Origin of the sequence: Clostridioides sp. ES-S-0048-02, assembly GCF_020658495.1 — a bacterium.
Classification (GTDB): domain Bacteria; phylum Bacillota; class Clostridia; order Peptostreptococcales; family Peptostreptococcaceae; genus Clostridioides.
This window is the reverse complement of record NZ_JACVWH010000013.1, coordinates 75109-87684: the sequence shown is the minus strand read 5'-3', so window position 1 is coordinate 87684 and position 12576 is coordinate 75109. Positions and strand designations below refer to the sequence as shown.

Here is a 12576-nt window from a genome sequence, read left to right as displayed (position 1 = left end):
TCAAACAGTTCACTTTGATTTAACTCATCTCTTTTTACACCCTTTGGTATACCTAATTTTTTTCTTACAAGTTCAGTAAAATGTTTATAATACATCTGAGGTTTATTACTTCCTTGACTAGTAGCATGATAAACAAACTCTTGTATTTCATCTGTAAAATCTTTTCTAACCTTTTTACCTTCAGCTCTTATACCTAACCATTCTTCATCTTTTTCATTAGCTATATAGTATCCATTTTCTTTTATAGAATGTATAACTTCATATACCCAATCAAAATATTCATCAGAAACAGGCATATTAGATTTTCTTACTATAGCATAGATTCCTTTTTCATTATACATATATATTTTCTTAGCATTTTTATTTTTATATATCGACCCCTCAATTTGAGCCCCCGTTATTTCAATAGATTTTCCTCTCATATACTCAAAGTTTCTATTATGTATATTTTCTATCGCTTTACTTGGGTTAGAATATTTAAGAGCATGACCTAGTTGTGTTCTGCTCATAAATATTTCTTTTTCTTCATTCATGTAAAAGTCGCATGTTGTCCCTAAAAATTTTCCTTTTTTAACAAGTTTTAGTTTCATAAAATCAACCTCCTGGATATTTGAATTTTAGATATGCACATTATGCATATCCGAATAGTGCATATTATGCATTTTTAATAGACCTTTTCAGATGTCGGTAACTCCGACATCTGAAACTTATTAATTTTTGTATAAAAAAAGACCTAGAAACTAATCTAAGTCTTTTGCTTTCATATTTACTATATAATTTGCTCCAAGCACAACTCCTCTTATTAGCAAATTTTCATCATCTATACCTTCATCTATAAACTTTTTAATGTGTTCAACTGCATATTCCAAAAATTCATCATCTGCTTTTATATTAAATTCATCTAATTCTTTTATTATCTTTCCTCTTAAATCATTCATGTTTTTATTCTCCTTATTTACAAAATAAAAAAGACTAAGTTGCCCCTACTTAGTCTTTTTTAAGGGTTTTATTATACACTTGTTTCATACTACCATTATAGCTTATATAAAGTAACAATAAAATATCATCATTTTATCATAGTTTTATTTTTAGACCATCTACTCCAAATAGGTATATTCCAAGTTCTTTAACCATTTCATTTACCCAACGTCTCACTGTTGCTACCCCACAATGTAAAAGTTCTGCTATATCCTCATAAGTTTTTTCTTTAAAAAAATATAACTCTAAAGCTTTGTATTTTTCTAAAGACTGCAACTTATTTTGTGTTACTTTTAATGTGTCTAATGCCATATCTATATGTGCAACCATAATTAAGGTTTTTGCCTTACTTCTTTTGATACTTAATATATATAAATCTTCTGTATCTAAACATAATAAATCATCATAATCACTTTTAACATCTTCAATATCACTAATAGAATTTGCAATATGACTTTTTAAATCATTATAATGTTTAAGCAAAAGTTTAGTATTATGAAAGACCTCCCTTTTTTTATTTTCTTTTTCTTCTTTTCTTAATTCTCTTACAATTTCTTTTATACTTTCTTTATCCACTTAAACCACTCCCTCTTGCTCTCTTTGAACAACTTCTACTGCAATACTCAACTTTAGATTTATCTAGCTTATAAAATCTTCTACCACACCAAGCACATCTTACTATTTTACCTGGGCTTATAAGTTCCATCTTTTCTTTTTACTTTCATACTTTCACTCCCTATATTCTTTTAATTTCGCGTTAACTGCTTCAAGTAATGCACTTTGTCCTTTATCCTTATTCTCTAGTGCCTCCATTACTTGTTCATCTATTGTACTTTTACAGATTAGATGATGGATAATAACAGTTTCCCTTTGACCCTGTCTATAAAGCCTTGCGTTAGCTTGTAGATACAGTTCTAAGCTCCAAGTTAACCCAAACCAAACAATTATACTTCCACCTGCTTGTAAATTAAGTCCATGTCCTGTGCTTGCTGGATGACAAAGTAATAATTGTATTTTGCCATTATTCCAATCTTGTATATCTTTTGAGTTTTCTATTGTTCTTGGTTTTAAAGTCTTAAATTCTTTCATCAAACGACTATAATCATGTTTATAGTTATAAAAAACTATAATAGGTTTACCATTTGAAACATCTATGATTTCTTTTAGGGCTTCTAATTTTTCTCTATGAATTTCTTTTACCCTTTTATCATTATCATAAATTGCACCATTAGCTAATTGTAAAAGTTTATTTGCTACTACAGCTGATGATGAAGCTGTTATTATGTCTTTATCTAATTCTAATATCTTCTCTCTTTCTAGTTCTTTGTAATATTTAAGTATTTTATTATCAAGGTATATTTCAATTTTATTATCTATTTTTCTAGGAATATTCAAATAATCTTCTGCTTTTAAACTTATACAAATATCTTTTATTTTATTATGTATTGCTTTTTCTGCTCCAACTTTAAGCTGCCAATTATATATAGCTCCTGTTTGATAATTTTTTTGTCCTGGTTCAAAATATCGTTCTTTATATCCTGTAATAGTTTTGCCTAACCTTTCACCTCTATCAAGTAAATACATCTGTGGCCACAAATCTATTAAACTATTTGGTGCTGGTGTACCAGTAAGCCCAACTACTCTTTTAGTTAAAGGTAATACTTTCTTTAGACTCTTAAATCGTTGTGCTTTATTTGATTTAAAAGAACTAAGTTCATCTATAACAACCATATCAAACGGCCATTTACTTTTATAAAAATCTACTATCCAGGATACCATTTCCCTATTTATTATATAAATATCTGAGTCTGTACTTAAAGCTTTCACTCTATCTAATTTACTACCAAGAACTTTAGACACTTTCAAAAGCTTTAGATGCTCCCATTTTTTTATTTCACTACTCCAGGTATCTCTTGCGACTCTTAGAGGTGCTATAACTAAAACTTTTGATATATCAAAGTAATCATACATTAATTCATTTATAGCTGTTAAAGTACAAACTGTTTTACCCAATCCCATATCTAATAATAAACCTATATTATTATTGTCTATAGTTTTTCTAATTGTATATTCTTGGTATGGATGTGGTTTAAATTCCATCCCTTAACCTCCTTGACAAAATCATCTATTTCTTTTAATGTACTTACACATTTAACTTTAAATCCTAATTCTTTTAATTCTTGCATTTTATACTTTTGAAGCTTTCTTGGCTTTTTACCTGGTGCTTTAAGTTCTACAAATATAACATGTCCTTCTGGTAATAAGACAATCCTATCTGGCACACCTGCTTCCCCTGGTGAAATAAATTTCATAGCCTTTCCACCTAACAACTCAATCTCTTTTTTAAGTCTTTTTTCTATTCGTGATTCTAACAAAATATCACTTCCTTAAATTTAGGTGTCTACAATGTCTACAGATTGTCTATATATATGTATATATGCATATTAGGCATACATATATATATACGTATATGCCTAATATTACTTTTATTACTTTATATATAATTTTTGTAGACATTGTAGACGTTAGTATTCTATACATTGCAATATCTATATTTTAGGTGTCTACAGAAGTGTCTACAAAGCTATTTTTTCTGTAGACATTGTAGACACCTACCTATTTTACATAAATTTAGTAAAACTTACTTTGTAGACACTATTTTGTTCTAATATATGCTCTTTGTTTACCATACACTTTTCCAAATCTTAGATGACTACTGTGTGGCTCCCACCCATCTAAACCTTTTAATATGTCATTAATTTCTCTTGATAAGATAGGCGTGAGTTGTTTAGGTTCTCCATTAAATAGCTCAACCCATATCTCCATAACACATGTTTTTTCTCTTAATATTATTCCTTCTTTTAACTCTCCAAAATCTGAACCATGGATATATTCTCTTTTTTCTGAAATACTTAAATCATACCAATTCTCAGTAATAGGTTTATTTAAATATTCTTCAATAATTCCAGATTTAGCATTTTCTTCTGAGTGGTTTTTTTGTTGTTTTTCAGCTTCCTTTTTCTCTTCATCTGATAAATATAAAGGTTCATTAGCTTTATATAATTCTAATGCTTCTGCCCAAACCTGATTTCTTTCATTATCAAGTTGACCATTAAATATATTTTTATTATTCTTCTTTACTCCTGTATCTATTGGCCAAAACCTTCTATTACCAGTCTTATCTCTTAAAAACTCTTTATCATTAGTTGTTCCTATAACTACACATTGTCGTAAAAACCTTGATGTTCTCTTCCCATAGGCAACCCTATATATATCCTCTGATTTACTTAGAAAATGCTTAACTGCCTCAATATCCGCTTTTTTAGTAGCCATCATTTCACCCATTTCAAGCAACCATACTCCTTGTAATTGTTCGTATGCTTCTTTACCTTGTACAGTAGTTAAACTATCAGAATACCAGTCTCCACCAAGTTTTTTAATAAAAGTACTTTTTCCTATTCCTTGAGGACCAGATAAAACAATCATATTATCAAACTTTATTCCTGGATTAAATACTCTAGCTACTGCTGCTACTAAAACTTTTCTTATTATTATTCTTGTATAATGAATATCTTCTGCACCTAAATAGTCAATTAAAAGTGTATCCACTCTCTTAATACCATCCCACTTTAAAGAATTTAAATAATCTTTTATAGGATGAAAAGTATTATTTTCAAAAGCAATTACTAGAGCATCATTTACTTTTGATGGTGATGAGATATTGTAAATTGTTTCTATATGATGTCTAAGTCCAGAATCATCACTATCATTCCAATCATTTAATTTATCATCTCTTCTCCAAGGTAACTTACCTAAAACGACAGCTCTATTTGAAAATTCATTATAAGCTATTTTTCCTTTTAAATAGGGGTCATTTTCTATAAACATTAAAATATTATTTGTTGTTTTCTTATAGCTTCCTTTATTGTCATATTCTAACTTAGTTAACCATTCATCATCTTTAAAATCTATATCACCAAAATCATCTTTGGCCTTATCAATATTTTCTCTACCTATAGTCTTTCGTACTTTAGTATCACTACTTGCAAATTCACTCATTCGAGTAAATGAAGGTAATCTATTTACAGGTGTTTCTGGTTTAGCGTCTTCATCAAGTTCTCCAAATTTATGTATCCTAACTAAATCAAAAGCATTACATAAGATACCACTTGCAGGATCTGTACCATGATGGCTATAGGAAAACTTATCATCATAAATGACTACTCCACCACTTGTACTACCTTCTGCATACGTGTATCTAGTTTCATCAATACCAGGAATATATACTTCATCTAAGAAAATATCTATGGATTCTGTTATACTGTAGGACCTACAAAATGCACCTATAATTCCATCTTTTTCAATAGGGTCTTGTTGCTTTTTTAATTGTGTATTAAACTTTTGCCTCTCTCTTGAACTTTCTGGCCAATAACTTACATCTGTCCAATCCAAATATAAATCTAGTATTTCATTTGGGTTTAAAAATTCACCATCTTGAAATTTAAATATATAGTCTCCATCAATTGAAGTACTTGGAAAATACATAAGTCTATGAGGTTGATATGTAGTATCATCAAACATATCTATTCCCATAGCATCCGCTATCATCCTAGAAATTGCTTGATATTCTTCTGGTAGTACTGGTCTAGCTAAAGGTATTACAAGTCTATATCTGGGATTATTCTCAGTATGTGAGTGCGTAGAATACATAAGACAAGCATAATCATTTAATAATGTTATATCCTCCCATATATCTTTATTCGCATAATCTATATCTAAAGTTATAATACTTCTATTTGCAATATTCTCTGCTTTTCGTCTTCCATTTTTTAAGCTTCCACCTACAAATCCACCAACATCTTTAACTCTATCTTTTTCAGTCTTTGACATCTTCCTATATTCTGTATATGTTTCTTGAGTTCTTAATGTTTTACTTAATCTATTTACAAGTTCGGACCATAAAATACTTTTATTCTTCCAATGAGTTTCTAACTTACTTTTTCCTGTGGCCAGCATGAGTTGGCCATCATGTCTTACATTTATGTGTTCAATTTCACTGGCCTTTACATCCATAAATTAATCACCTAGTCTTTCTTATAATAATCACATTCATACCCATCTGCTTTAAGTGGGAGTCCTTTAGCCCAAGAGATTTCTTTTCCCATAATTCTGTTAACTTCTTCCAAAGAGCCATATTTTTTATCTACATCAAGTACAAGTTCATCATGTACATGCATTACAATGTCATAACCTGCATCTGTTATATTAAACATAGCTTCTCTTAAGCAATCTCTAGCTGTAGCTTGAACAATATTTTCAACTAATTTAGGTCCATAGGTATCTATTCTTTTCCATTGTTTACTTGTCTGTTCCATGCCTTCATATGTTATCTTATCCCCACTAAACGTAGTATGAGGTTCTATCTTAGGTCTTAAGTAGGATAATCTTCTACCACTTGGGAGTTCTATAAATAAAACTCCTGGATTATAAATAAATTTAATCCCATGTTGAAGTTCTACTATAGTCCTATCTTTTATAGCTTTTTTAGTAGCCTTATCTACATCCCACCAAAACTTAGTTATATTTGGATTAGCATTTCTCCATGCAGTAACAATAGGTTGAAGTTCTTCTTCCTTAAGCCCCATTTTAATAGCTCCCATAGAAATTAAAGCCCCTACACTCCCACCATATCCACAGTTATGAACTAAACAGTTCGATACGGTAAAACGATTGTTCCTTCCTGCATTTCTGATGTCATAAACTCTAACCTTGCTTGTATTAATCTCCATTTTTTTCTTTTGTGTATCACAGCATTTTGTGCTGATTCGATTATCTCTTTTCTTGTCATTCCTGTTGATAACATTCTTGTTACTACTCCTCTTGAGTATGGCCATTCGTTTTGTCTCCAATCTGACAAAACGGTTAATCTTCGATTCCCTTGATTCACTTCCCTTTTGACAAATCTTATATTTCCTTTTGCATAATGACCATTTGTATTTATCCTGTCCATTTCCATATCTCTTGTAACATTTTCTAAGTTTTCCATAATCCAAAGTCCTGCTTCTAATACTGAACCAAATTGAAACTCTATTCCTCTTCCACCATATTTTGGGTACCCTTTGTCTTTTGGATTTTCGCATCTTTGTTTTGCAGCTGCTAGCCTTTTGCTCAGCCATGTTGGTATTCTTCTTGGTTGAGAGCATTTTTGGCATCCTTTTGATTTTCCACGTTTTATACTGCTTAAAGAAATCCATTTTACCTCTTTGCAATTTATACATTGAACTAACACATAACAGTGGTTCCAATTTGCATTCCAACGCTTTTCTGGACTTATAATTTTTACCCATCCATATTGTTCTCCTACCATTTCCTGTTTGTAAGAGATGTGAGCCGCTTGTGGCTGCTTTTTCAAATGATATTGGATATGGTTTTTCTCTAATCCATACAATATGGTCTTTTGTTGCTCTAAGTCCTTCATACTCTATAACCTCCTTCATCCCTTTATAAATTACCCCCTCATGTGATACCCAGTTTTCTCCATCCCACAATTTGTGTTTTAAGGTGATATTCTCTATTGGAACTAATCCTTTATTAGTAAGAACTAGTTCACCTTCAGCAATACAAGCTAACTCTGAAATCTTACCTTTTTGTCTAAGCTCAGAACCTTTTTTAATACTTTCTATTGGAACTTTAAACATCTGACTAGCTGCTGCTTCATATATTTTTCCATGAGAATTAAACACATCCAGCCTCCACTTCTCACCAGCAAGCCAAGCTATAACCCTAGCTTCTATTGCACTAAAATCTGATACTATAAATCTATGACCTTCACTTGGTATAAAAGCTGTCCTTATCAATTGACTTAAGACATCTGGTACACTATCATATAAAAGCTCTATTAAATCAAAGTCACCTTCTTTTAATAGACTTCTAGCTAGGTCTAAATCTTCTATATGATTTTGTGGTAAATTCTGTACTTGTACTAATCTTCCTGCCCATCTACCAGTCCTATTAGCCCCATAAAACTGTAGCAGACCTCTTACTCTATTATCATTACCTTTAGCTAATTTCATAGCCTCATACTTCTTTATAGAGGTTTTGGACATTAATTTTCTAAGCTCTAAAACCCTAATTACATTTTCATCCTCAACTTGTTTTAATATTTCTGGAATACTTTCTTTTGTTAGACTTGTAACTTCAAAGCCCACTTTATCACTTAACCATTTTTTTAATTGAGCTGGACTATTTGGATTATTTAGACCAGTTATTTTAATTGCTTCTTTTGTAAGTTTTTCAGTATATCTTTTATCACATTCTATTGCATTCTCTATTAACTCTGTATCCACTTTAATACCAGTATCATTAATTCTCTGATCTAAATACCATAATTTAATTTCTCTTTCAAAGGTTTTATACTTGCTAAGTTTATTTCTTATTTCTCTTTCAACTACAACATCTTGCTTACAATATTCTTTAAATTTATTCCACTTTTCCATATCGTGTATTGGTAAATTTCTAGTTCTTCCTTTGTTAGTTTTTGTAGCTTTACAAGGCTTACAGAAATATTGTATTAATGACTTACCTTCTTTCATTTTCTGCTTATCTTCATTAAACTTTAAAGCCTTAGATACACTATCTAAGCTTCCTGGAAGTCCCAGTGTTAAAGCTTTTATCATTGTACATGACCACTCATCTGGTTTTAAATCAATGCCCAAAAATTTACTTATTGCTATTCTTTCAAAGTTAGCATTAAATGCTGATTTTATAATAGTGTTATCTTTTAAAGCTTCTATTACTTCGTTTGGTAACTCTTCATCATTTACTAAATCAATAACTCTTACTTCTTCTTCATCAAAAGCATAGGCAAATAACAGTATCTCAAAATTAGTAGAGTCTACATATCTGTAGACTCCAACTTTTTTTATATCTAAATCACTATATGTCTCTATATCAATTGATAATGTTCTCATTAACTTAAGAAGTCCTCTTCTTCATCTTCAAAATCATCTGAGAAATCTGCTTCTGCACTAGCTCTAGCTCCTCCAAGTACTTCTCCATCTGCTAACTTTTGAACATTTTGCAACCCACAACCTATTCCTTTATTTCCTGCACTATTATATGGGAAAAAGTTTATACTAACTCTTCCATAACAACCACTATATACTTCTGTATTATCTAATATTTCATTTAAGTCTTTATCAACTACTCCTGGCTTTTGAGTACTATTTGCATTTAGAAAATACATTCCTATATATTCCTCTGCTTCATCAGCTCTTTCGTCATCTCCATCACGAAGAGGTGTTTTTAAATTACTTGGTAACTTTCCACCCCATTTAGAAGTTTTACCTTGTTCTTTGGCTGCATCAATAGCTTTCTTTATTTTTCCTAAAGTCACCTTATCTGATTTTGGTATTAAAATACAAACTGAATACTTAGGTTCTGCACCTTCCACCATTGCTCTACTTTTAAAGATGTTACAATAACTTAATCTCACCTTTCCTGTTACCACCTTTGTTGATTGTACTGAATTGCTCATAATTTTCTTCCTCCTAATATTTTTATATTTTATAAATAGATATTATCTAAACATAATTCTCTTAAATTCTTTTTTGCACTGTATACCCCATTTTCTACATTTTTTCTTTTATATTTTAATAGTTTAGATATCTGTATAACCTCAAAACCTTCTGCATATAATCTCATTACCTTTTGTTGCTTTTCTGGTAAATAATTAATATAATTAATTACTTTTTTTGAAATATATGTGTTTATTACTTCATCTTCTACTAGTGTATTGCCATTAGACAGTACTTCATAATGTTTTGGTTCTATAGAAATTCCTTCATTCAAAAATGTATGTTTTTTTCTCAACTGACTTTTAATATAAGCATACATTTTGTATCTAATACATTTCTTAAAATATGCTTTAGGGTAAGTCTCTCCTTCTGTCTTCAGATTTTTTATCCCCTCATATATTCCAATATATCCAGATTGAATTAAGTCATCTTTATCTATATAAGTTTTATTTTTATCTATATAAGTTTTATTTTTATTGTTTTTTAACAATATATTGGTTGTTATCTTTACTTCTTTATCAAACTCTCTTAGTAATGTTTCAAATGCTAATTCATTTCCATTTTTGAATTCTAGTACTAGTTTAATTATTTCTTGATTATCCATAAAACTATATCCCCTTTTTATACTTTTTATAGCTACTAGGAATTAAATATTTTTAATTATCCTTTACTCTTACTGATACAAAGCATACTGGACTAACCTTTATATGTTCTGGTATATACACTCTATCAAGATGATTGTCATTCACTTCAAAGAAAGTTGACATCACTTTATCTTTTATTAAACTTTCTCTTTTAAAATCCATTACTATAGCTTTTGCATTTTCTTCTACTGAATTATACTCTGTAATATTTAATCTCTTTAACATATCTAACAAGTTGTCTTTTTCATAAACCAAATTTTCTTCAATACTCTTTTTTCTTTCCTTTAAGTCTAAAATCAAACTTATACTCTCTTCCAATTTATCTTTTGTAGCTTCATCTAATGACATATAATACACCCCCTAATTTATATTCCAAAGTCTTTTTTAGCTGAATCTATACTATTAATTTCTGGTCTTTTATCACTTTCTAGAACTAAAGTAGCTTTGCCAACTGGTTTTATAATTAAATCATTTAGTAGATTAGTGAAACTCTTTTTGCCTATAGCTTTTTCCATATCACTAATTCCTTTTAATGTTCTTGGTTTATAAATCTTTTCCTCATCATAATCTGAATTTAATAAAACATTAGCAATCTCTTGTTCATCCACATACTTTCTATTACTTCTCCCTTCTACAAGCTTATATCCTGGATATTTAACACCATGCTTTTCAGCTTGTTCTAGTGCATAACTTTGAATATCCTTTAACCAATCTTGAACATTCTTAGCAAATCCCAAAATGTCTGCAATCTCATATTCATTAAGAGTAAATGTATCAGCAAAATCATATTTTCTAGCTTTCTCAAGATTATCTTCAGCTCTTTTTCTACAATCATTTTTAGCTCTACAAAATCCACAATGGTCACCACTTACAAAGTCACCTTCACCATTAAAAGCCATTTGAGCCTTCTTTTTGATGTCCTCTGCCCATGTAAGTAACTTGGTAACTTCGATTTCTTCACTTGATATATTATCAAGTCTAGGTTGAATTATAGTTGTCTTAACTAAATCAATATCATATAGTATTTCAAACTGATTATATGCACCTAAACCATATAGTCTAAGTTGAGGGTTATCTATAGCTGAAACTTCCACACCTTTTCCATACTTTAGGTCTATAACTTGAAGTATTCCATCAGATATTACAACAACATCTCCTGTTCCAAAGCCTTCTGGAACCCATTCACTAAAATCGAGTCTCTCTTCTAACATTACTATTACATCATCACATATAGCTTTACTGTCATTTACTAATTCAATTACATTATCAACATAAGATTGTATATAATCCTCCATTTCTGAGTTATAATATTCACTTTTCTGTATGTTTTTAATTCTTGCATTATATGCCTTTTTACTTATTTTTTCATACTCTAGCATTAATTTAGTTTCTGCTAATTCATGTGCTACTGTTCCTTCTTCTGCATATATACTAGTTGATGATGGATAGTTTTCTTCTAATTTTATACTAGGAGTGCAGTTAAGCCATCTATGTGCTCCACTTGCACTAAGTCTTGCATGTTGTGCCATTTATGTACCTCCTATAAACTTTCTAATTTATCCATAAATGCTGGGTAATCTTCTTCTTTTACTTCGCTTAACTTACTGGCTCTAAATTCACCAAATAACTCTTTAAGCTTATCCTTCTTACCTGCCTTACTTACTTGTGCTGCCTTAGTTCTTACCTCTTCTTTTGTGTATTTAACCTCATCAGTTGTATCTTCACTATCCTTTGTCACTTCTTCCTTGACTTCTATTTTATCTTCTTTAACTTCTACCTTTTTAGTCTTTTCAGCTTGCTTAGTTTCAGCCTTCTTCTCTTCTTTCATATCCATTATATTTATAGGTTCTATCTGCATTGCTTGTCCTAAATTAAGACCTCCTAAAGCATTCGCTACTACTAATAGTGCATTTGTAAATTCTGGTGCTTCCACTTTAACTTTTACATTTACATTAACTTCAACCATTTTAAATCTCTCCTTTTTGTGTTATACTTTATTTGTGTTATATTTTATTTGTTGTGTTGGTTACTTTGACCAGCACTTTTTTTGTTTAATATACCAACTGATATTTTTTTACCAGTTTCAATATCCTTAAATACTATATCTGCTAAAAACTCACCATTCCTTTTAAGTGTTACTATGTTCTTCCTATTAATATTAAGACTCAACAATTTCATCACCTTCTTTCTCTTTATCAACATAATAGTTCTCAATGTATGTGTGAGTTATTAATACTCCGAATTTCTCTGTAAGAATTTTAGCTAAAGTCTCTCCTAATGCATCTAAATTTGGTTCACCAACTGTTGTTACTGTGTATTCGCTTTTTTTACCCATTTAAATCGCCCCTTTATTTTCAAAATATTCTGTATTTAATCAT

15 protein-coding genes are annotated in these 12576 nt (G+C 30.1%); all 15 read right to left on the bottom strand.

Annotated elements, in window-relative coordinates; genetic code table 11:
* Positions 1-590 (bottom strand): BRO family protein (locus IC173_RS15415; RefSeq protein WP_227855824.1); only part of this gene is annotated, 590 nt, incomplete at its 3' end.
* A 150-nt stretch (positions 591-740) separates the two neighbouring features.
* On the bottom strand, positions 741-938 hold the full coding sequence (locus IC173_RS15410; RefSeq protein ID WP_227855823.1) for a hypothetical protein: 198 nt from the start codon (positions 936-938) through the stop codon (positions 741-743).
* Positions 939-1074: 136 nt separating this feature from the next.
* Complete coding sequence (locus IC173_RS21020; RefSeq protein WP_227855822.1) at positions 1075-1554, bottom strand: sigma factor-like helix-turn-helix DNA-binding protein; 480 nt, start codon at positions 1552-1554, stop codon at positions 1075-1077.
* The gene (locus IC173_RS15400) at positions 1547-1684 is read right to left on the bottom strand and encodes a hypothetical protein (protein WP_227855821.1); all 138 of its coding nucleotides are present in this window, start codon (positions 1682-1684) and stop codon (positions 1547-1549) included. The genes IC173_RS21020 and IC173_RS15400 overlap by 8 nt, the downstream gene beginning before the upstream one ends.
* A 23-nt stretch (positions 1685-1707) precedes the next feature.
* The gene (locus IC173_RS15395) at positions 1708-3078 is read right to left on the bottom strand and encodes a DEAD/DEAH box helicase (RefSeq protein WP_227855820.1); all 1371 of its coding nucleotides are present in this window, start codon (positions 3076-3078) and stop codon (positions 1708-1710) included.
* Positions 3027-3353, bottom strand: coding sequence for a VRR-NUC domain-containing protein (locus IC173_RS15390; RefSeq protein WP_227855819.1), 327 nt, complete (start codon positions 3351-3353; stop codon positions 3027-3029). Before IC173_RS15390 ends, IC173_RS15395 begins: the two co-directional genes overlap by 52 nt.
* Positions 3354-3633: 280 nt before the next feature.
* On the bottom strand, positions 3634-6051 hold the full coding sequence (locus IC173_RS15385) for a virulence-associated E family protein (RefSeq protein WP_227855818.1): 2418 nt from the start codon (positions 6049-6051) through the stop codon (positions 3634-3636).
* A gap of 11 nt (positions 6052-6062) precedes the next feature.
* A complete protein-coding gene (locus tag IC173_RS15380) occupies positions 6063-8948 on the bottom strand; it encodes a DNA polymerase (RefSeq protein WP_227855817.1) in 2886 nt (961 codons plus the stop codon).
* Positions 8948-9514, bottom strand: coding sequence for a DUF2815 family protein (locus IC173_RS15375; RefSeq protein ID WP_227855816.1), 567 nt, complete (start codon positions 9512-9514; stop codon positions 8948-8950). The genes IC173_RS15380 and IC173_RS15375 overlap by 1 nt, the downstream gene beginning before the upstream one ends.
* Positions 9515-9543: 29 nt before the next feature.
* Entirely contained in the window at positions 9544-10158 is a 615-nt protein-coding gene (locus IC173_RS15370; RefSeq protein WP_227855815.1) for a sigma-70 family RNA polymerase sigma factor, read from the bottom strand.
* A 52-nt stretch (positions 10159-10210) separates the two neighbouring features.
* Positions 10211-10546, bottom strand: a complete 336-nt coding sequence (locus IC173_RS15365; RefSeq protein ID WP_227851887.1) for a hypothetical protein — start codon at positions 10544-10546, stop codon at positions 10211-10213.
* 17 nt (positions 10547-10563) lie between these two features.
* A complete protein-coding gene (locus IC173_RS15360; protein ID WP_227855814.1) occupies positions 10564-11727 on the bottom strand; it encodes a DUF2800 domain-containing protein in 1164 nt (387 codons plus the stop codon).
* Positions 11728-11738: 11 nt separating this feature from the next.
* The gene (locus IC173_RS15355) at positions 11739-12164 is read right to left on the bottom strand and encodes a hypothetical protein (RefSeq protein ID WP_227855813.1); all 426 of its coding nucleotides are present in this window, start codon (positions 12162-12164) and stop codon (positions 11739-11741) included.
* Between the two features lie 44 nt (positions 12165-12208).
* Positions 12209-12367, bottom strand: a complete 159-nt coding sequence (locus IC173_RS15350) for a hypothetical protein (protein WP_227855826.1) — start codon at positions 12365-12367, stop codon at positions 12209-12211.
* Complete coding sequence (locus tag IC173_RS15345) at positions 12357-12533, bottom strand: hypothetical protein (RefSeq protein ID WP_227855812.1); 177 nt, start codon at positions 12531-12533, stop codon at positions 12357-12359. Before IC173_RS15345 ends, IC173_RS15350 begins: the two co-directional genes overlap by 11 nt.
* Between the last annotated feature and the right edge of the window lie 43 nt (positions 12534-12576).

Coding starts and splice junctions, on each gene's coding strand:
- IC173_RS15410 (WP_227855823.1), bottom strand. CDS start 938: ATGAATGATTTAAGAGGAAAGATAATAAAAGAATTAGATGAATTTAAT.
- IC173_RS15400 (WP_227855821.1), bottom strand. CDS start 1,684: ATGGAACTTATAAGCCCAGGTAAAATAGTAAGATGTGCTTGGTGTGGT.
- IC173_RS15395 (WP_227855820.1), bottom strand. CDS start 3,078: ATGGAATTTAAACCACATCCATACCAAGAATATACAATTAGAAAAACT.
- IC173_RS15385 (WP_227855818.1), bottom strand. CDS start 6,051: ATGGATGTAAAGGCCAGTGAAATTGAACACATAAATGTAAGACATGAT.
- IC173_RS15380 (WP_227855817.1), bottom strand. CDS start 8,948: ATGAGAACATTATCAATTGATATAGAGACATATAGTGATTTAGATATA.
- IC173_RS15375 (WP_227855816.1), bottom strand. CDS start 9,514: ATGAGCAATTCAGTACAATCAACAAAGGTGGTAACAGGAAAGGTGAGA.
- IC173_RS15370 (WP_227855815.1), bottom strand. CDS start 10,158: ATGGATAATCAAGAAATAATTAAACTAGTACTAGAATTCAAAAATGGA.
- IC173_RS15365 (WP_227851887.1), bottom strand. CDS start 10,546: ATGTCATTAGATGAAGCTACAAAAGATAAATTGGAAGAGAGTATAAGT.
- IC173_RS15360 (WP_227855814.1), bottom strand. CDS start 11,727: ATGGCACAACATGCAAGACTTAGTGCAAGTGGAGCACATAGATGGCTT.
- IC173_RS15355 (WP_227855813.1), bottom strand. CDS start 12,164: ATGGTTGAAGTTAATGTAAATGTAAAAGTTAAAGTGGAAGCACCAGAA.
- IC173_RS15345 (WP_227855812.1), bottom strand. CDS start 12,533: ATGGGTAAAAAAAGCGAATACACAGTAACAACAGTTGGTGAACCAAAT.